The following is a 19,276-nucleotide window of genomic DNA, read 5'->3' as shown; positions in this document are numbered from 1 at the left end:
CGATCATGCCCAGCCCTAATCAGGTTGCGCGGGCAGCGCGATGACGTTTTCGGCACCGAACCAAGTCGTCAGCCTGGTCATGGCATCTGGGCTAAGAAGCTGTGTGAAGAGCAGCGCTAGGCGAACCTTCGGCCGAGAGCAAGCCACGTAGAAGAGATTTCGATTGTTTTCGTAGAACTCCAACTTGTCGGCCGGTGGGCCGGCCTCGCTCCATGCGAGCATCTGGGCAAAATCGTACTTGTTCCAGCCTCTGCCGACGACCACGAGCACATTCTCAAACTCGGCACCCTTCACACCATGTTTCGTTGCAAACGGCGTATGGCCATCAATGAATTGGTCTAGCGCTATGACCTCGGAGTAAGAGACAGCCCGCAGCTTGCGCAGTTGGGTGACACGCCGTGACTCTCCCTCCACAGGTTCAGGCCCTGTTTCCGCCAGCCTTCTTTCGCGTTCTTCCACCGCCTCGGGAAGCCGCATGTGTGGCTGCGCAGCAAGAAAGTCGATCACCTCACCAATCGATCCAGAAAGTCGTAGCGCGATCAACGTCTCCATGGTGTCAGCCCATGCGACCTTGTCCACATGCTTGCGAATGCGCGGCATGCCCGCGCCGAAGCTCTCGAACATCTCGCCGTAACGCCGCGCTTCGAACGCCGCACAAGCCGGTTCGAGCTGGTCCGTCAGAAACTTGATATGGGGATCATCCTTCTTCAGCCAGGGCTCATTGAACTGACCATAAATCGGCGGAATACTCGCGTATCCCTGTTCGCGAGCCAGCACGCTGTGGCTGAGCATCAGTATCTTGGTCTTCCCGACTGAGAAATCCCAGCCCTCGCCGCCGAGCCGTCTTTTGATGTGACCGAAATAGGCTCTGGCCGCGTCGGCACTGGTGTCGCCTGTCCAGTGGCCACCGCCCTGTCCGGTGCGTCTGACTCCGGGCCAGTCATTGGTGTGGAAGACGCGCGCTTCGCCTGGCGCGTCAGGGTCGCTCACCATCTGCGGCAGATCGGGGCGCATACGATTCAGCATCTGCACGATCGGGGCCACCGAACGGAAGTTGGCGTTCTTGTCGATTACCTCAAGCGCGTCATGCTCAACTGAGCCGCATCCGTCGCCGTAGATTTTCTGCCAATGATCACCGAACAGTCCAATCAGTGGCCCTTCGCCGCGATCGAGGAACCAGGCCTTAAGTGCGTCAACAAACGCTGCGTCTGTGTCCTGGTACTCGTCGATCAGCAGCACTGGATAACGTGCCGTTAGCACCGCCCGGAACTTGGGAAATGCCATGACCTGAATCATCAGCGCCAACACATCCTCGTGGCGGATGGTGACTTGCTCATCCCCCACGCTGGGAAAGCCAAGCTCATAGTGCACGCGTCGAGCGCCGATACCACCAGTTGGCTCCAACCTCTCCGCCCACCCGGGCAATCCAGGCACAAGGGCACGGAGCGTCGTCTGAAAATCCTGCAGGATTGACCAGCAAAAGCCATGGACGGTCTCTGATCGCACCGCCGGATGCGCCCCGATACGCGAAAGTATCTCGTCCTTGGCGACGTTCGTGTATGTGATGCAGCCAACCTGCTGACGCTGGCGAAGAAGCTCCGAGCCGCGATGGTCAATCAATCGACGAAGCGCCTTGTCGAGAGAATAGGTTTTGCCCGCACCGGCGCCCGCCTCCAAACGAAAGCTTCTCGCTTCGTCGAGGCATGCGAACATCCGTTCAAGCGCGACGCGACCGGCGGCGTCGGCGGGACTTTCGACGCCATCAGCCATTCTCGCCAGCCTCTACGACATTCACGGCGACACCGGCCACTTCGGCAACGATCTCGATAGCGACAGCGGGTGGTGGCTCCAGGGCGACAAGGTTGCCATGGGCCAACCAGCGCAAGCCCTCCGAAATGTAGCGGGGCACGTTCCAGTCCGTTTGCTCGATTGCATGCTCCAAAGCGAACGTCGACTTTTTCTGCTCAGCGGCGTGCTCATAGGCGAGTTCGGCGGCATCCCCGTCACCAAGTGGAAAGCGGTCGGGGTTTGCAAGAATGAATGCATCTTCAAAGCTACGCGCGCACGGCCCGCCGTCTGCCTCGGGGATCTGGTAGGCGAGCCGGCGAAGACCGACCATCTTTTGAACTGCCGTCTTTGCCAACAATGCGGCTGGCGAAACATCATTCTCGAACCAAGCCTTGATGCAGCCGTTGCTCGTAAATTCGCCCTCCGCGACGGGCACGGCCACGCGCTTCCCGTTCTGGTTGGATTTCACGGCGTCGATGTCGGTGATGATCAGTGTGCGCAATTCGAGGAAGGTCAGAAGATCGAAAAACCGGTGCGCGTAAGCGCCTCCGACCTCCATCACTGTTAGATACTGGCTCGCCAGCTGTGGCTCACCGGCAGCCGCGGCGTCAGTCTTGCGAATCATGGCCGGAAGCAGGAGCCGCTCAGAGGTACCCTCGATGAGGACGGCCTTGTCGGCGAAGAACAGATCGCACCGAGTCAGGGTCAGATACTGGTGCAAGAACTCCCGATCGGGCACAGGCGCGTCGCCCATTCCAAGCCGCAGGTCTTTAATGACCGACCGGCGCAGGCTTTCGCCGTCCGGAACTGACAGGAAATAGCGCATAGATTCGAAACGCGCTTCGTTCGCCATGTGCGGTGAATGGGTGGTCACAACGAACTGCACCGGCCAGGGGCGGTTCTCGTTGAGCTGTGCCACGAACGCACTTGTGATCTGGTCGAGCTGGCGGATGAAGACCTCCTGCATTTGGGGATGCAGATGGGCCTCCGGCTCCTCAATGAAAACTAGATGAACTCCGGCAGCCGACGGTGTTGCCTGATACTCGCGAAAAAAGCGCAGTAGCTGTAGGAGCATATAAACGAGGTTGCGCACCCCGAGGCCGTTGTAAGTCTCGGGCAATGTGACGCCATTCACGCCTAAATAGCGAACCTTGGTGTGGTCGTTGAGTAGCTTATCTACATCGAAGCTGGTTTCGGTAACCAAGCCGGGGTCGGCTAGCCCCGGATAGCCGAATAGATCGAACGTGGGCAGTAGGGAAGTCAGCTTCGCATTGAAGCCGGCATGCAGGTCACCCTGGATCTGCTCCACCGCCACTTTTAACTGTTCGGCGGTGGTGCGTTTTTCCGGGTCAAGCGGATCTGTCAATGCCGACTGAAAGAGCACTTCGACGACTTTGCCAAGCACATCGCGCTCGCGGTGGGTGTCATCGTCCAGTCCCCGTTGTGCGTTGATGAAGCCCCCGTGGACCAGTGCGGTAAGCGTCTTCGGCTCCAGAGCCTTGCGATTGGTTGGATCGTTGGGATCGACCGCCTCAAGTGACGACGCATAGGCTGCCGGCAACCTGCTCCCGAGCGCGCGAAACAAAGTGCTACGGTCGGCGGCCACATCTTCGCCTCCCGTGACGATCCCGGCGAACAGCGTTTCGGCTGCCGTCGTTCGCGGACCAAAAGTGAGAACCAGCCGCGCCTCTGCACAGTCTGGATTGAGATCGATGATGCAGTCGCTGAGCGGCCCTAGATCGGGTGCGTCTACATCATAGGAAATGTCAAGCGTGATTGTGATCGATGGGAGATGTCCGAGCACATCGGGAACATCTGCGCCGGCCCGGAACGCATCGAAGGCCGCCCAAAAGCCTTCATGACAGCCGAGGGAGAAATCCTCCAACCTGAACGTCAGAGTTCGTTCGGAAAGGAGACGACGGAACAGCTCGGCTATTGAGGTCTTGCCGCTGTTGTTGCGGCCGACGATCAGCGTCGTCCGCTCTTCCAGTCCGATCGCGACCTTCCGCAAAAGCCGGAAATTTTCGATTTCTACATGCTTGATACGCATTTGGTTTTGCTTCCCATTCCCTGTTTACGAAGCCAGCGCAATGACGCTCGCCATCGCAACCGTGGTTGTGTGGCTCGCACTAACCAACCAGCGAACGATCCCCTGTTCGTCCGCGATCGCCACCAATCGGCGGTGCAACACGACAGTTGGTGCGCCTGTCCGCTGAGACACCACCTCGACATCCGTAAACGCAATGCCGTCACCCCAGCCTGTACCAAGCGCTTTCAACACAGCCTCCTTGATGGCGAATCGCGAGGCAAGCCTCTCGATCCTGTTGCCTCCTTCATCCGCAGTGGTCAGTTCCCCACGTGTGAAGTACCGATCCAAGAAGTCGTCCGCCTGTTCGTTCATCAGGCGGGTGAAATCCGCCATGTCGACAACATCCAAGCCGTGGGCTACAACGTTCCCGGGCTTCAAGGGCTGATGTTTGTCAGTCATGCTACGGCCTCCTGTTGTTGTCAGACTCCAATAACCGTTAGGACTTGCGTGGAGCTTTCCGTCGAGCGCTATCGGGTGGTCCGAGAAAAGTCAGACTCTTAGCATCCTGATCGACAAGTAGCTTTCCGCCGCCAGCACTCAGAACTTGGCGCCAGACCTCAAATCCGACCAAGATCGCGCGCTGCCACTCCCCAAGCGACCTTTCTCGCACTTCGAGTAGCGATGTCACACCTTTGATCGTACGCAGCAACTTGTAGTCCAAATCACCGACACCTTCGAGCCACCGGTGTTCCTTCGCATAGTCAAAAACCAGCGCCGCGACGCCCTCGTCCAAAACCTGGGCTCGGCCACCGTCTTGCACCTCGTCCACTTGAGGGGTGCTCTTGCGCTTCCTCTTCAAGAGTTTTCGAATAACCGGCGACCAGCCAAGTACGGCGACATAACCGAGATGGAACACGTCGTGAAACCGATAGCCATCAGGGTCATCAGCGTTATCGGTCAGGTCGTCACCAATCTTCTTGCCGTTGACGCGCATTCGAATCTTCTTGCGCCCGTCAACGACGACCTCGCTGAGTTCAACTTCAAAACGTCGAGGCAACCGCTCGTGCTCTTCGAACTCGGCATCGAAAGCGATGGACCCCGTATCCTGCGGCCCCCAGCGGTCCCTGGTCTTCTTCAGATTTGCCTGCGCAATATCCTCAAGTTTTAGATCGAACTTTGCAGCGACGTTTCCGACATACCAAAGCAAGTCGCCCAACTCTTCCGACACTCGCTCCCTGAACAGGAGGTGAGAATCGCCGTCTCGAAGGTGCTTCTTGTACTCACTAAGCAGTTCGCCCGTCTCACCCGCCAGCCCGAGCAAAGGAACCATGAGATCGTTTCCTGCATCGCCGCTTTTCCGTCGCGACGGCACGCGATCGGTTTTCTGTGCTTCCCGCTGGTAGGTGTTCAAGTTCATCACGAGTTTCCTAAGTCCAAGGTTGACTGGGCAGTTGACCTGTTCGCGGCTTTCTCATCCCGCATCTGGCTGACGCGGCCTGAAAGATCTGCCTCGATTTTTGAATTGATACCCCATTTGGGTGGATACCAAGGCAGGTCCAAAGGTCCGGTGGGAGAAAACTTTTGCTTGATGCGCGTGCGCCCGGAGATTCCGGCCACGTCTGGGTGAGCGACCCGCGCGTACTTGTCGACCTCACAAAAGAGGTTTTGGCAATCGATCAATTGCAGCCGACGTCCCCAAAGGGATTGGAACGTGATCCCTAGCCGCTCGAACTCACGCTCCTGGTTGTCGGCCATCAATCGGATCAGTTCCGCTTCGTTGAGACCCGCGCTGTCGGCGAAACACTTTCTCAGGCCATCGCGTGCACCTGGACCTGGGATGACGAAATCCATTTCGGAGAAGTCTGTGACTTCGCTGTAGTTGATGTCAGTCACGAACTGGTATGCCAGGAAGTCCCCAATCGTTGGGTAGCTTCTGAGCAATTCGAACGCAGTCTGCATCTTCTTCAACTGTGCCATCTGGCCTGCAAGGTCATCAGCCATCATTCGCTCTAGCAAGCGTAAGTGGTTCTGATGCTTGGCCGTATGCCCGAAGGCAGAGCCGCCGGGTGGCATGATGTAGGCGGCCGAGTAGATCCGCCCCCCTGCCCTCATGGCCTGACTCAGAACCTTGTCATAGTGCTCGAACTTGTAGTTCTTGAAGGTGACCTCACCGAAGGTGTGCTCAAGCAACTTCCAAGTCTCGATCTTATTGAACAATTTGAAGAGCAAAGTACGGAACAGCACCTCGGACGGTGACTTTGGAAGATCGTCGCGGTAGATCACATGCCTGATCAAGTACTGGCTGACACGATCCGAAGCACGATATGCGTTCGTAAACTTGTGAACAGAGATCACGGGATCGGTAGTCCACGGCGCCGACTTCCCCTTCAACCTTTGGCAGAACACGTTCTGTCGCTCCACAGCGAACCGCCAGTAGCTGTCGAATACCGGCGTCACTTTGACCGGCAGCAAGTGCGATGGACTGACGGTCGGCGCAGGCACGGTGATGGAATCACTTTCCGAAGGCTGGTACCTCTTGCTGATGCCAACCCTCACGCTGCAGTCTCGACAACTGGCGCGGGCACCTCTGCATTCACCGCCACCGGCTGCAGAGCTAAACTTGCGCGTGCCGCCGTGATCAACGGCTGCAGATCGGCATCGGACTTGGAAATGCGCTCGAACTTCGCGACGCCGACAACAACATTCATTCTTAGAAGCTTGGTTTTCATTTCATGGGCCATGAAGGCCCCCAGCTGGGCAATGCCGAGGTAGTTGCCATATGCCTTCACGAACAGCTGCTGCGTTGCGTAGAAAGCGTTGATGACAAGACCCTGCTTGGTGGGCTCGAAACTGACATGCTGGAGGCAGGGAAACTGGAGTTGAGCATCGGCGACATGATCTCGGGCTGGATCGAATACGCTCGCCTGGAACATCGACCGCCTTACACCCTCCCGTCCTTCAAACTGAGACAGGATCCATTCGAGCTGATTGCCATCGCAGGGCCCGCGGCCGTACCCTGTCATTCGCTCGAAGTAGAGACCGCGCCGGTTGTCTCGCGCGTTCATCGCCTGATAGCGCGGGAATGCATCCTTGTAGTATCGGAACAGCGCAGCGCGATCGCCCTGAGCTACCTGCCACAAGCGCTGCGGAAAGATCGTGAAAGCCACATCGTCAACGCTGCGCATACGTTTGGCCGCCAACAACGTGTCAAGTGTCGAGCGGATGGCCGGTGTTTCCTGCACTACACCACGTTCATCGAAGCCGGTCACGCTCAGGATAAGCGGCGATATCTCGGGGCCAGCGTGATCAATAACGTGGAGCACGGCCTTGGCCCAAGCTCGCGAAATGTCTGGCTCGTCGACGAGGAGCGGGCCAATCGAATGGGGAAGCTTAGTCATCTGCAGTTTCCTCAAGGTGACGGAATCGAGCCAATCCAACGTATTGACGCCGGGCGATACGAACATAGGTCGCCCACTGGGTACCAGGCATGACCACTCGCGTGATTCCACACTTGGCAGCACGAAAAAGTCGTCCTGCTGCCAGCTCACGCTCAGGCACGAGCATGGAGGCATCCACAACCACACCTGCTGGGAGGAGCAGCAGCCCGTCCTGCTCGATGTCGAGGGTCGGGGAATTCCAGTGCTGATCCGCGACTGTGAGCGGCATGGAAGTGACCTCGCCTAGCAGTTCCGTGCGGATCATCTTTGGCGTAATCCGTCCAAGGCGATCACGCTGCACCTGGTTGATCATGTTGATACCGTAGGCGAGGTGATTCACCAGAGTCGCCTGCCCTACTCCGAAGTTGCAGGCGATGGCGTACATATCGAGGGCTGTTGCGCGGTTCGGGTCCAAGCCCCGCTTCGCGAAGGCCTCCCGTAGGCCAAGCGTGGGCATTAAAACAAAAGCCGCGAAAGCGTCAGCCAGAATTTCGTTCGGAGGGCGATCGGCGCTGCTGGCCTGATCTTCCCGCAGCTCGTCGATGGTCGAGCCGTGCCCAAAAACGTGATGCCCCAATTCATGCGCGCACGTGAAAGTTCGTCTCGCCAAAGGCCTGAGTACAGAAACATGAATGCGCGGCTTCGGCGTCCGGTCGTACATGCCCTCCATATTGATATCGTTGAAGCGCACTGCGACGTTGTGCGCCTCGCACAAGCCATAAATGCAGGTGGGACTCTTGAGATCCACGCCCGCCTTGACGCGCGCCGCGATTGAAGCCTGCATGCCTTGCATCACCAGGGCTTTTCGGCCGGGGGCCGACGTAACCGAGAGCTGAGCGCTCATTTACTCACCCCTCCCTCTTCGGCATCCGAGCTGCGCATCGACGCCAGCAGCCGCAGCAGTCGATCCAAATCGTCCGGCTTCAGCTTGCTCAGTTCGCGTGCGGCAAGCTGGAGTCGCGGGTCGTTCATCTCGAGCTGATCGGCTGTTTCTCCGAGCAGCCATGAAACGGTGACATCGTAGGTCTCCGCAAATCTCGTCAGTTCTTCTGCAGAAACACGGCGATTGCCGGCCTCGATCTCAGAAACCGTCGGCCGATGCATCTGCAGCACCTTGGCCACCTGGCCTTGCGACAGGCCTGCGGCTTTTCTGGCCTCTCGCAGACGTTCGGCGAGCGCCGAACGATGCGTGTCCGGGCTGTCTGTCATTGCGCGCTCGCCTGCTTAGGTTCAACGACCGCCTGGGCTTCTACCAGGGCTACGACCTTTGCCACGATCTCGTCAATCGTCAGCGCAATGCTGGAATCGTCCTGCCGGAAGATGTTCACATCATTGGCGATGCTGATTCCGAGCTTCGCGCCCAGCATGCCAATGGCGACGGGCCATATCTTGCTGTCGAACTTCGGCAGTTCCTCAATAGGCTTCGTCGCGCCGCCAAGCGGTGGGCACTCAAGCTCACTCGTGGCTTGTATGTTCTGCAGCACTTCCACCAGTGTCGTCTGAACCAGAGCAGCATCCATTTGAACCTCCATGCACGCCATTACGGCCGGTAAGAATATCTTACCACCGCACTGGAATTGCTGCAAGCGGCAACGTGGATGCGTGGCGACGGTCGCAGGTATCCGACTCCGCCCCTGTGCCGCCTGCGCTACGCTTGGCTTGAGGAGATGGGCGCGGCACGCACCCCTTGAGGCGTTGCGTGGCGCTGCTGCCTGCCGCTCAAATCGCGCCGATCGGCCCTAAACCGATTTCCAGAACGTTGGGCGGTAGCTACTTGGCTCCATCGCGTTCACGCTGACGGAGCCGCTTCACGTAAGGGCCATCGACCAGGTCTTCGACGCCCAAGTCCAGCGCGCAGCTCGCGAAGGAAGCGAGAGTGTTATCGGTGGCTTTGAAATCGTTGGGCAGTTGGCCGTGGTTGCGCCCCCTGTTCTCGTCAATGGCTGCGAGCAGCGCCTTGATGAAATCGGCGCGGGACGGACGCGACGCCATGGTAGCGGCGGCGGTCAAGGGGTCTGTGGCTTCCATGACTGCGTCCTCGGCATCGGAGGCCAGCTCTTGCAGGAAGTCGCTCAGCGATGGCCAGTACTTCAGATCGAACTGACCGTGAAGGGCATCGAGGCGCTCCTGGACATACGACGTGAAAAGGTAATTGCTCTTGGCCGCCGCCTCGATCACGTCGCACACGTGGTAGTGGGTGTCGGTGCTGAAGCCGGAGGTGTTGTGCAGATCGGAGCGCTGCTGCAGCAGGTCGGCCAGTTCTGCCGCCCTCCTCGCAATCTGCTGGTTGACGTTGCCGAGAGCGCCGCGTGCGGCACGCGCCTGCGCGATCTTCTCTGGGCTCCAGAACGCGGCGGTGCTGAGGACAAGCCCTAGAAAGACCTGCAGCGCGTGTGGATGCGCGTGGAGCTTGCCGTGCAGTTCGTCGTAGGCCTCGGTCAGCTCAATGCCACGAGCGAGGAGCCGGTTGGCAACAGCGTTCTCGCTGGGCAGGATGCGGTGCTCGATGTTGTAGCGCTTCCCCTCGATGAGGATGTTTTCGCAGATCTGCTTCGGGTTATCGGATTGGGGTGCGCTCATGGCCTGTCTTTGATGGTGACGATGCCTGGCAGCGTATTTGACCAAGCCAGTTCTGTCGGTACCCCGGAGTCCGCCATCGAACAGGTGCTCAGGTACCCGAATGCCAATTCAGGTCTGGGCGTCCCCGGCCAAGAAGCACGGCCGGTCGCGCTGTCGTGCTGCGCATCGAGCCTCGCTGCGCGAGTCTCGCCCCTGGCGGGCTTCCATCGTTCCCTCGCTCCGCTCGGCTGACGCCTTCGGCCCGGCTTCCAGCTTCGGGCCTGCGCGCTTCGCTTGCATGCGGTCGGCACAAAGGGATGGCCGTTGCCTGTCCAGCCATCTTTCCTGACTCCATCACCTTGCTCGCGACTGTAGCCCGCGGCCGTGTGCCGTCAAGGCGCGCAGGGCCGTGTCCTCGGCTGCGCCTGCGGGCCGCACCAACCCTGCGCTTGCCTCCTTGACGGCCCCCGTCCACGAGCTCCCTTCCGTCGCGGGCGATGAACTCAGGAAAGACGGTGGCAACGAGGCCAACCGGGTTCTTCGTGCCGACCGCACCGAACAGCCGAAAGGCTGGGCTCCGAATCTAGGAATCCGGTGTGCGGTTTCTTCAACAGCCACTTTGTCAGGAGAAAGACCATGCAACTCGCATCCCGTTTCGCTTCCCATTCCCCGACGCTGCGCAGCGACTACCCACTGTCCGACGACCAAATCCGCCGCGTAGCCCCGTCCATCTTCGCGGACGCCCCTCACGAAAGCCGTTCCGAACGGTACGCCTACATCCCCACCGCCGCCGTGCTGGCAGAACTGCGCAAGGAAGGGTTTGAACCCTTCATGGCAGCGCAGACCCGCGTGCGCCATGACGACCGCCGCGACTACACCAAACACATGCTGCGCCTGCGCCATGCCAGCCAGATCAACGGCGCGGAAGCCAATGAAATCGTGCTGTTGAACTCCCATGACGGCACGAGCAGCTATCAGATGCTGGCCGGGATGTTCCGGTTTGTGTGCAGCAATGGCCTTGTCTGCGGCGACACGGTGGCCGATGTGCGCGTGCCCCACAAAGGCGACGTGGCCGGACACGTCATCGAAGGCGCTTACAAAGTGTTGAGCGGCTTCGACCGGGTGAAGGAATCCCGCGATGCCATGCGCGCCCTCACCTTGAACGATGGCGAATCCGAAGTGTTCGCCCGTGCCGCGCTGGCCCTCAAGTACGACGACCCCGACAAGCCCGCGCCCATCACGGAATCGCAAATCCTGATGCCGCGCCGCCACGACGACCGCTGCCCGGACCTGTGGAGCGTGTTCAACCGCACGCAAGAGAACCTGACACAAGGCGGCCTGCGCGGGCGCAGCGCCAACGGACGCCGCCAGCAAACCCGCCCGGTGCAGGGCATCGACCAAAACATCCGCCTCAATCGTGCGCTTTGGCTGCTGGCGGATGGCCTGCGCCAGTTGAAGGCCTGAACCCCCACGCGGCAGGGGCAGGCAGCAGCCCTTGCCGCTTCTCTCGCTGCTGCATCCCTAACCGCAAGGAGTTATCACCATGAACGCCGTTACCCAAACCGAAACCCGCGCCATCGAAGCCGCCGCGCCGCTGGAAGTGGCCGACCCGACCAAGAACCTGATTTTGGTTCCGCTCTCGCAGTTGCTGCCGCGCCGCTCCAAGCGCAACGCACGCAAGACCCCGCGCCTGTCCATCCCTGAACTGGCCGCGAGCATTGCTCGCATCGGCCTGCTGCAAAACCTCGTCGTCATCCTCGCCGCCGATGGCGAGCAATACGAAGTGGTGGCCGGCGACCGCCGCCTGACCGCGTTGAAGCTGCTGGCGAAGAAGAAGCGCATCGTCGCCGACTACGAAGTGCCGTGCCTGCTGGTGCCCGATGCCTCGGCCCGCACCGTGAGCCTTGCCGAAAACCTGCTGCGCGAACAGATGCACCCCGCCGACCAGTTCGAGGCGTTCGCCGCGCTGGTCAAGGAAGGCCGCCCCATCGAAGACATTGCCGCCGACTTCGGCGTGTCCCCGCTGGTAGTGCAGCGCCGCTTGAAGCTGGCCAACGTCTCGTCGCGTCTGCTGGCCGACTACCGCAGCGGCAATCCGGGCGCGGTGACGCTGGAACAGTTGATGGCCCTGACCATCACCGACGACCACGCCGCGCAGGAAGCCGCGTTCTACGGAGCGCCCGAATGGCAGCGTGGCGCATCCGCGCTGCGCGAACGCCTGACCGAACGCGAAAATGACGCCACGCATCCGCTGGTGCGCTTCGCTGGGCTGGACGCCTACACGGCGGCGGGCGGCGGCATCCGCCGCGACCTGTTCGCGGAAGGCGATGCCGGAACCTACCTGACCGACGCAGCGCTGCTGGAAACGCTGGTGCGCGGCAAGCTGGATGCGCTGGCCGGGAACGTGCGCGCCGAGGGTTGGGCGTGGGTGGAAGCCGTGCCGCACATGAGCTACGCCGAGCGGCAGGCATTCCAGAACGCGCCGCGCCAGCGCCGCGAACCGACCGCCCGCGAAGCCCGCCGCATTGCCTCGCTGCAAAGCCGCCTCGACAAGATCGACGCCGAACTGGAAGAAGCCTACGACGCCGAGGACGAGGACAAGACCGAAGCGCTGGAACCGCGCCGTGAACAGGTCGCCGGGGAACTGCAAGCCGTAGAGGAAGCCTTGCAGGGCTACGCCCCGGACGTGCGCGCCGTGGCCGGTGCCATCGTCACGCTCGACCGTGAGGGAGAAGCCGTGATTCATCGCGGGCTGCTGCGCGAAGCCGAAGCCAAGGCGCTGCGCACGCTGGAGCGCTTGCGGCAGGGTTTCGGCAGCGCAGAAGGCGAAGCCGGGAACGACGACGAAGGCGAGGACGCCGAGCAGCCCAAGGCCGCGAGCCTGTCCGACCGGCTGGCGCAGCGGTTGAGCGCCCACCGCACCGCCGCGCTGCAAATCGAAGTCGCCCGGCATCCGCACGTCGCGCTCGCCGCGCTGGTGCATGGCATGGTGCAGACCGTCTTGCAGGACAGCCACTACGGCCACGACCTGCCGCTGGGCGTGCGCCTCACGGCGCAAGACCGGCTGGAAGGCATGGCCCCGGACTGGCCGGAATCGCCTGCCGCCGTGGCGCTGCGCGAACTGCAACAGGTAGCCGGCGAAGCCTTGCCGGAGGACAGCGCCGAACTGTTCGCCGCGCTGCTGGCGAAGTCGCAAGACGAACTGGTGCGGCTGCTGGCCGTGTGCGTGGCTTCCACGGTGGACGTGGTGACGCCCCGTGCCACGCCGCACCAGCCCGGCGAGGAACTGGCGCAGGCCGTGGGCCTCGACATGGCCGCATGGTGGAAGCCGACCGCAGAAGGCTACTTCAAGCACGTTTCCAAGGCTGTGATTCTGGATGCCGTGGGCGCGTTTGCACCGGAATCCGTCACCCGGCTGGCGAAACTCAAGAAGGCCGACATTGCCAGCGAGGCCGAGCGGCTGGCCGATGGCACGGGCTGGATGCCCGCTATCTTCAAGGCCGCAAGCCCGCAGGATGCCGCGCAGGAGGAAAGCTCGGAGCAGGAAGCCCCGGAGGATGCCGAAGCAATGGCGGATGAACCCGCCGAGGCGCTGGCCGCTTGACCCGCGCTGAAGGCAAGCGCCCCGGCCTCGACCGGGGCGCTTCGCTTTGTGTGGTGGCGCACCGAGACGAAGGAATAACCGCGATCAGCACCGCGCCCTGGGCGCGGTGGACGCGAAATCCGGGTGCGACAGTGGCCGCGCCCGGTGTTCAAGACCCAATAGCCGAATTAAAACGCCGCCGCCTTCGCGCTGGCTCAGGCGGCGGCGTTGAAGGCATCGCTGTAGTGCGCGATGCCTCCCGGCACTGTCCCATGCAGGGCCAGCGCCATGAAATAGCCGGGCAGCACGCCCGGCAGTTGCAAGCCCGCATGGGCCTGGAAGCCAAAGCGCGTGTAGTACGTTGGATCGCCCAGCAGCACGCAGCCTGCGGCCTGCATAGCCCGCAGTTCAGACAGCGCCTGTTCCATCAGGCGCGAACCGATGCCTTGCCCCTGCCTTGGCAGCAGGACGGAGATCGGCCCCAACCCATACCAGCCCTCGGTCTTTCGCCCGTGCTCATGGGTGATCGTTACTGGCGACAGCGCGACGTGACCGACGACGCGCCCATGTTCTTCGGCCACGATGGAAAGCGTCAGTTCGTTGGCGGCACGCAAGGCGCGCACGATGAATTGCTCGGTGTGGCTGGTGTGTGGTGCATCAGCGAACGCGGCGATGGTCACGGCCTCGATGGCGGCAATGTCGTCCGGGGTTTCGTGTCGGAGCTGGAGGGTCATGGGCTTGTCTTCGATTGCTTCCTGAAAATATAGAACAGCCTGGGCGTGTCGGCGCACTGCGCCGCCGGGCTTTCGGGCTGCGCCCCGTGCCGCCTTTGCCGTCACGGCCATTCGGCTTCAATCCCTCACGCCTTCGCGCCTGCGGCGCTGCGCGCTTCGCTTGCCTCCAGGGGAAAGTCCTGCGGGCTATCCCCGCCGCGCGATGCTTGGCGCCCCTCGATGACGCCGAACCGGCTGCGCCGGATCGGCCCGGCCAGCGCTCCGCCGCGATGGGCGGGGCGCTGGCGAACACGCTGGCGCTCGCTGCGGCAGGTTGTGCAGGTGCGTGCCGTCCTCAACGCTGGCGGTTCCTGCCCATCACGTCACGAAGGACGGTTCACGGACAACCCGCCCGGCATCGCTATGGAGCTTCCACGCCACGCCTCAAGAGCGGCGCCGCAAGGTGCGGCGGGGGCGTTCTCGCCTGTCGTCGGGTGGTTGACCTGGCCCGCGTCAGTGGGCGAGCCGGAGAAGCCTTCGTGCGGGGATGCCGAGCCGGCCCCATCTCCTTTCGGAGCGGTCCGGCCCAAGGCGTCCTTGTCTCGTTGTGAATCCTGGCGGTGGCGCGGCTGCGCCTCGGGCTTCATGGCTGCAACCGTCCGGCGAAAACAATTTCCCCTGCGCTGCGCGCATTCCTCGCGGGCCAAATTCTTTTCGCCTCCCGGCTCTCCACTGCGTTGCGACCGCAAGCGGTGCAGCCAGCCCGTCCCCCGCCGGCCGGATCACAACAAGGACGCGATGGGCGCGAACCTTGTTCAACCGAAAGGAGAAAACATCATGGCCAACATCGGCACCTTCACCACCGACAAAGACGGCTTCACCGGCACGCTTCGCACCCTGACGCTCAACGTCAAGGTCAAGCTGGTTCCCAACGACAAGGGCAGCAGCGAGAACGCCCCCGATTTCCGCCTCCAGGCCGCCAGCCACGACATCGGCGCGGCGTGGAAGAAGACCAGCGAGGCTGGGCGCGAGTACCTGTCCGTGACCCTCGATGACCCTTCGTTCCCGGCAGCGGTCTATGCCCGCCTGATCGAAGGTGAGGACGGCACGCACGACCTGATCTGGTCGCGCAGCAAGCCCCAAGCGGCGTGACCGCCGCAGCGCCCCGCCCATCGCGGCGGGGCGCTGTGCTGCTAATAGCAGCACATCACCGCATCACGCGCGCGGCTCCGCCGCGTCGCGTTCGCTCAACACCGCCTCCAGCTCTTGGCGCACCTGCGCCAGCAGCTCGTCGGCCTTGCGCGGGCTGTCGCCCGCGTAGGCCAGCGTCAGCAGCGTGAGCGGATGGATCTCCATCACCTCGCACAGCTCGGCCAGCTTGTTCAAGGTGGGGCTTTTCAGGTCGCGTTCGAGGGTACTCATATAGGTGCGGCTGGACACGTCAGAGAAGGCTTCCTGGCTCAAGCCACGCGCCTTTCTGACTGTCTTCAACGCCTTCGCCAATGAGTTCCCAGCCGCCACCTATGGTTTCCTCTCAAAAACCAAGATGACATCCCATTGCGCCCTATAGGGCTACAATCTATAGTGTTCATTTGGTGCTCTCCGTTTTTGTGCCTCTACGGAAATCCGTATCGGCGGATTCCGGCAAAGCCATAGAACCGCATCCGTGCTTGCGCACGAAGGCGCAAATCCGGTTTCGTGGTTCTGCGCTTCGACGTGAAACCGCATTCGTGCATCATTGGATTTGTGGGATTGCCGACCATGCCCCAGCCATTCGCCACCGCCCCGGAGCGCGCGCAATTGCTCGCCAACGGCGAGGCCCGCGCCGCTGGCCGGGCCATCGACCCGGTGCCCGTGGTGCGGCTGTTCACCCCGGACGCGCACGTGACCTGGCTGCTGGCCGCACTCGATCCGGCCGATGGCGACACGGCCTGGGGCCTCATCGACCTGGGGATCGGGATGCCGGCACAGGGCACCGTCAAGCTGTCCGAGCTGGCCGGCATCGTTGGGCCGCGCCAGCAGCCCGTGATGCGCGACCTCTATTTCCGTCCCACGCGCACGCTGTCGGAGTACACCCGCGCGGCCGAGCGTGACGGCGCCATCCCGGACTGAACACAGCCTACTGTGACTTTTTCAGTCTGATGTCATGCCGGGCAGGTCTCAATCGGCATTCTTGCAGCGTAGCCCCACCAGTCTGATCCAAATAGACATGATGGCTGGCGCGGGCTGCGGCAGGCTGGCCTGTGCAGCACTCCAACTCGGGGCGCTGCCGCCGCAGCATTGAGACGAATACCGCAACGCATCGGAGCCAATCGGTCTTGACAACCCGATCCATCTTTTTGACCCATAACCTTTTGACGATGGCGATGTAGCGCGTAGTTCTTCCGTGGTGGCGAGTCCTGTTCGCAGGAGGAGGCGTCATGGTCGATCACAGCGCCGAGCCTTGGTATCCGACTGCCGCGTATCTGTACGTGCTGCATCTGGACGGCCTTGCGCTTGCCTGGGAATACCTGCGCCGGCATCCCGACTACCGGCTCGACTGGCTGCGCCGTCATCGTCGGCCACAAGCAGCCCAGCAGGCGGCGCATCACTGGGGCCTGCGCCTGCTGGAAGACCCGGCCCTGGATGCGCGCGACGCGCATCCGGCCTGGCTGCCCGGCCATGCCGCCGTGGTGCAGCTCTACCCCGATGCCGATCCGCCGCTGGACGCGGCGACGTTCGCGTTCTGGCGTATCCCCGGCCACAAGCAACTGCTGCATGACGGCAAAGGGCTGGCGCTAATCGCGCGCAGCCCAGGCCACTGCCTGCGCTTCGCGCTCGCGGCCGGCCTGGAGGACGGCATGGCTGTCGCCTATGCCTATCGCGGCGGCGCTGCCGCGCCTGCACGCGGACAGGTGCCCGGCGCCGCTCTGGCCGATGCCAAACCCAGGCCAACACCTACCGCGCTGCTGGAACTGCACAGCTTGCAGGCGCTCGACGCGACCCTGGCGGGCGCGTCCTTGCGTGAAGTCGCGGAAGGACTGTTCGGCGTGGATGCCGCAGCCGATTGGTACAGCGATGGCGGGCTGCGCTCCAAGGTGCGCCGCCTAGTGCGTCGCGGCGATGCGCTGATGCGCGGCGGCTACCGCCACCTAGCACAGCTTCCGCCGCTTGAGAAGGGTCGTTTTGAAGACCAAGAAAAACGACCCTGAGCAGGAGAGCTTCGTTTTCTGAGACTGCCTCCATCCCGGTTGCGCTGGTGCAGCCGGCGTTTTCAACCGATGGAGGTTCACACCATGCGTCCCGCTCCCTTGCGGCCTGCCGCCACTGTCTCGACCGCTGCCGCGCAGCCCCAACGCTATCTCACCAACGACGAAGCCGCCGAGTACCTGCGGCTGTCGCCGCGCACGCTGGAAAAGCAGCGCGTGATCGGCGGCGGCCCGCGCTTTCGCAAGTTCGGCCGCCGCGTCATGTACGCCGTGGCCGACCTCGATGCCTGGGCCGCCGACCGCAGCTTCGAGACGACTTCCGATCCCGAATACGCCGAGCACCACTCGGCCGATAGCCGTGCGCGCTGATCGGCGGCGCGCGGCAGGCCATCGCCATGTCCAGTACCGCGCTGCCGTCCCGGCAGCGGCCGTTGCAGGAGCGCGAACAGCTCGACCTGTTCCGCGCCTTGCCCGGCGACATGGCGCCGCGCGACAGCCAGGACCTGATGGCCTATCCGTTCTTCTCGCTCGGCAAGTCCAAGCGGGTCAAGCCCATCGACTTCCGTGCGGGCAACGTGACGATCCGTGTGGAAGGCACGCAGGAGCACGGCATCGCCACGATTTGGGATGCGGACGTGCTGATATGGGCTGCCTCGCAGATCGTGGAGGCGAAGGATGCGGGCCTGCGGCCTTCGCGGCTGATGCGCGCCACGCCCTACGAGATCCTGCGCTTCATCGGGCGCGGCAAGTCGCTGCGCGACTACCAGCGCCTCAAGGCCGCGCTGGATCGCCTGCAATCGACCACGGTGGCCACGTCCATCCGCGAAACCACGGGAAGGCGCCTGCATCGCTTCTCGTGGATCAACGAATGGAAGGAGCTGGCCGACGCCAGCGGCACGCCGCTGGGCATCGAGTTGATCCTGCCGGACTGGTTCTATGCGGGCGTGCTGGATGCCGCCCTGGTGCTGACCATCGACCCGGCGTATTTCCGGCTCACCGGCGGCATCGAGCGGTGGCTGTACCGCCTGGTGCGCAAGCACGGCGGCAAGCAGGCATACGGCTGGCAGTTCGACTTTCGCTATCTGCACCAGAAGTCCGGCAGCACCGCGAAGCCCTACGACTTCGCCTGCGATCTGCGCGCGCTCGTCGCGCGGCAGTCGCTGCCCGGTTACGTCCTGGGCATCGAGCGGATGCCGGACAACGGCATGGAGCTGCTGACGTTCCGGCCCGTGCCGCAGACGGCACGGGGATAACTTCGGGAAAACCTGTGAATGGTGTCGTGCTATCAGGCGTGCGGGGTATCGTGCTATCGGGCGTGGGACTATCGTGCTATCAGGCGTGCCGATCGTCCGCAAACCCACGCCAGCATTGGGTTTGCGCACCCTCTAACTTCCCTAACTTAATTTCTCTAACTTTTAGTAGAGAAACGCCGCTGCGGTGGACAACCACCACACGGCCACAAGCGCAGCAGCAAAAGCCCGGCTTTCCAACACGGAGGGCCGCGCCATGATCGTCGCTCTGCTCAACCAGAAAGGCGGCGTGGGCAAGACCACGCTCGCCACGCACATCGCCGGCGAGCTGGCGATGCGCGGCCAGCACGTCGTGCTGCTGGACGCCGACCCGCAGGGTTCATCGCTGGACTGGACACAGCGCAGAAGCCAGCAAGGCTTGCCACGGCTGTTCAGCGCCGTGGGCCTCGCACGCGAAACGCTGCACCAAGAGGCGCCAGAACTCGCCAGGCGGGCCGATCACGTCGTCATCGACGGGCCGCCCAGGATTGCCGCCTTGGCGCGCTCCGCGCTGCTGGCGGCCGAGCGCGTGCTGATCCCGGTGCAGCCCAGCCCCTATGACTTGTGGGCCAGCGCCGAGATGGTGGCGCTGATCCGCGAGGCGCAGGTGTTTCGGCCGCTGCTCCGCGCAGCCTTTGTTATCAATCGGCGCGTCAGTACCACCGTGATCGGGCGCGAAGCGCGTCAGAC

At 62.5% G+C, this 19,276-nt stretch carries 20 protein-coding genes; 8 read left to right on the top strand and 12 right to left on the bottom strand.

Annotation, left to right across the window (positions count from 1 at the left end):
• Nucleotides 1-15: 15 nt before the first annotated feature.
• The 10 genes from WBB14_RS00930 to WBB14_RS00885 all read right to left on the bottom strand — a co-directional run bounded on the left by WBB14_RS00930 (nt 16) and on the right by WBB14_RS00885 (nt 9,834).
• Nucleotides 16-1,770: a UvrD-helicase domain-containing protein gene (locus WBB14_RS00930; protein ID WP_424238156.1), complete on the bottom strand. Its 1,755-nt coding sequence runs from the start codon at nt 1,768-1,770 to the stop codon at nt 16-18.
• Entirely contained in the window at nt 1,763-3,838 is a 2,076-nt protein-coding gene (locus WBB14_RS00925; protein WP_424238155.1) for an ATP-dependent nuclease, read from the bottom strand. Before WBB14_RS00925 ends, WBB14_RS00930 begins: the two co-directional genes overlap by 8 nt.
• A gap of 24 nt (nt 3,839-3,862) precedes the next feature.
• The gene (acpS, locus tag WBB14_RS00920; RefSeq protein ID WP_424238154.1) at nt 3,863-4,276 is read right to left on the bottom strand and encodes a holo-ACP synthase; all 414 of its coding nucleotides are present in this window, start codon (nt 4,274-4,276) and stop codon (nt 3,863-3,865) included.
• Between the two features lie 37 nt (nt 4,277-4,313).
• Complete coding sequence (locus tag WBB14_RS00915) at nt 4,314-5,234, bottom strand: nucleoside triphosphate pyrophosphohydrolase family protein (RefSeq protein ID WP_424238153.1); 921 nt, start codon at nt 5,232-5,234, stop codon at nt 4,314-4,316.
• Nucleotides 5,234-6,373, bottom strand: coding sequence for a nucleotide kinase domain-containing protein (locus tag WBB14_RS00910; RefSeq protein WP_424238152.1), 1,140 nt, complete (start codon nt 6,371-6,373; stop codon nt 5,234-5,236). The genes WBB14_RS00915 and WBB14_RS00910 overlap by 1 nt, the downstream gene beginning before the upstream one ends.
• Nucleotides 6,370-7,215 carry a thymidylate synthase gene (locus tag WBB14_RS00905; RefSeq protein ID WP_424238151.1) on the bottom strand — a complete coding sequence of 282 codons (846 nt, stop codon included), beginning with the start codon at nt 7,213-7,215 and terminating at the stop codon, nt 6,370-6,372. The genes WBB14_RS00910 and WBB14_RS00905 overlap by 4 nt, the downstream gene beginning before the upstream one ends.
• Nucleotides 7,208-8,098, bottom strand: coding sequence for an ImmA/IrrE family metallo-endopeptidase (locus WBB14_RS00900; protein ID WP_021249523.1), 891 nt, complete (start codon nt 8,096-8,098; stop codon nt 7,208-7,210). The genes WBB14_RS00905 and WBB14_RS00900 overlap by 8 nt, the downstream gene beginning before the upstream one ends.
• A complete protein-coding gene (locus tag WBB14_RS00895; RefSeq protein ID WP_021249524.1) occupies nt 8,095-8,463 on the bottom strand; it encodes a helix-turn-helix domain-containing protein in 369 nt (122 codons plus the stop codon). Before WBB14_RS00895 ends, WBB14_RS00900 begins: the two co-directional genes overlap by 4 nt.
• Nucleotides 8,460-8,774 carry a hypothetical protein gene (locus WBB14_RS00890; RefSeq protein ID WP_021249525.1) on the bottom strand — a complete coding sequence of 105 codons (315 nt, stop codon included), beginning with the start codon at nt 8,772-8,774 and terminating at the stop codon, nt 8,460-8,462. Before WBB14_RS00890 ends, WBB14_RS00895 begins: the two co-directional genes overlap by 4 nt.
• 250 nt (nt 8,775-9,024) lie before the next feature.
• Nucleotides 9,025-9,834 (bottom strand): hypothetical protein, encoded by an 810-nt coding sequence (locus tag WBB14_RS00885; RefSeq protein WP_424238150.1) that lies wholly within the window; start codon nt 9,832-9,834, stop codon nt 9,025-9,027.
• A 615-nt stretch (nt 9,835-10,449) separates the two neighbouring features.
• On the opposite strand from WBB14_RS00885, the gene WBB14_RS00880 reads away from it, so the two are divergent.
• Entirely contained in the window at nt 10,450-11,277 is an 828-nt protein-coding gene (locus tag WBB14_RS00880; protein ID WP_424238149.1) for a DUF932 domain-containing protein, read from the top strand.
• A 79-nt stretch (nt 11,278-11,356) separates the two neighbouring features.
• Nucleotides 11,357-13,417, top strand: a complete 2,061-nt coding sequence (locus WBB14_RS00875; protein ID WP_424238148.1) for a ParB N-terminal domain-containing protein — start codon at nt 11,357-11,359, stop codon at nt 13,415-13,417.
• A gap of 194 nt (nt 13,418-13,611) precedes the next feature.
• On the opposite strand, the gene WBB14_RS00870 is transcribed toward WBB14_RS00875, so the two are convergent.
• Nucleotides 13,612-14,130 (bottom strand): GNAT family N-acetyltransferase, encoded by a 519-nt coding sequence (locus tag WBB14_RS00870; protein WP_424238147.1) that lies wholly within the window; start codon nt 14,128-14,130, stop codon nt 13,612-13,614.
• Nucleotides 14,131-14,946: 816 nt separating this feature from the next.
• Here WBB14_RS00870 and WBB14_RS00865 point away from each other — a divergent pair.
• Nucleotides 14,947-15,261, top strand: a complete 315-nt coding sequence (locus tag WBB14_RS00865) for a DUF736 domain-containing protein (protein WP_021249531.1) — start codon at nt 14,947-14,949, stop codon at nt 15,259-15,261.
• Nucleotides 15,262-15,324: 63 nt separating this feature from the next.
• Here the strand turns inward: WBB14_RS00865 and WBB14_RS00860 are convergent, their stop codons facing one another.
• Entirely contained in the window at nt 15,325-15,630 is a 306-nt protein-coding gene (locus WBB14_RS00860; protein ID WP_023127565.1) for a helix-turn-helix domain-containing protein, read from the bottom strand.
• A 240-nt stretch (nt 15,631-15,870) separates the two neighbouring features.
• Between WBB14_RS00860 and WBB14_RS00855 the strand changes: the two genes are divergently transcribed.
• The 5 genes from WBB14_RS00855 to parA form a co-directional block, all read left to right on the top strand.
• On the top strand, nt 15,871-16,221 hold the full coding sequence (locus tag WBB14_RS00855; protein ID WP_031346926.1) for a DUF2958 domain-containing protein: 351 nt from the start codon (nt 15,871-15,873) through the stop codon (nt 16,219-16,221).
• A 308-nt stretch (nt 16,222-16,529) separates the two neighbouring features.
• Nucleotides 16,530-17,300, top strand: coding sequence for a DUF2285 domain-containing protein (locus WBB14_RS00850; RefSeq protein ID WP_021249534.1), 771 nt, complete (start codon nt 16,530-16,532; stop codon nt 17,298-17,300).
• An 84-nt stretch (nt 17,301-17,384) separates the two neighbouring features.
• Complete coding sequence (locus WBB14_RS00845; RefSeq protein ID WP_003107109.1) at nt 17,385-17,666, top strand: helix-turn-helix transcriptional regulator; 282 nt, start codon at nt 17,385-17,387, stop codon at nt 17,664-17,666.
• A 26-nt stretch (nt 17,667-17,692) separates the two neighbouring features.
• Nucleotides 17,693-18,550, top strand: a complete 858-nt coding sequence (locus WBB14_RS00840; protein ID WP_121494402.1) for a replication initiator protein A — start codon at nt 17,693-17,695, stop codon at nt 18,548-18,550.
• Nucleotides 18,551-18,803: 253 nt separating this feature from the next.
• Nucleotides 18,804-19,276 (top strand): ParA family partition ATPase (parA, locus tag WBB14_RS00835; RefSeq protein WP_424238146.1); only part of this gene is annotated, 473 nt, incomplete at its 3' end.

It is taken from the genome of Achromobacter sp., assembly GCF_049647645.1.
Lineage (GTDB): Bacteria > Pseudomonadota > Gammaproteobacteria > Burkholderiales > Burkholderiaceae_B > Achromobacter.
The sequence above is the reverse complement of the archived record's forward strand: the minus strand, read 5'-3'. Positions and strand labels throughout refer to the sequence as shown.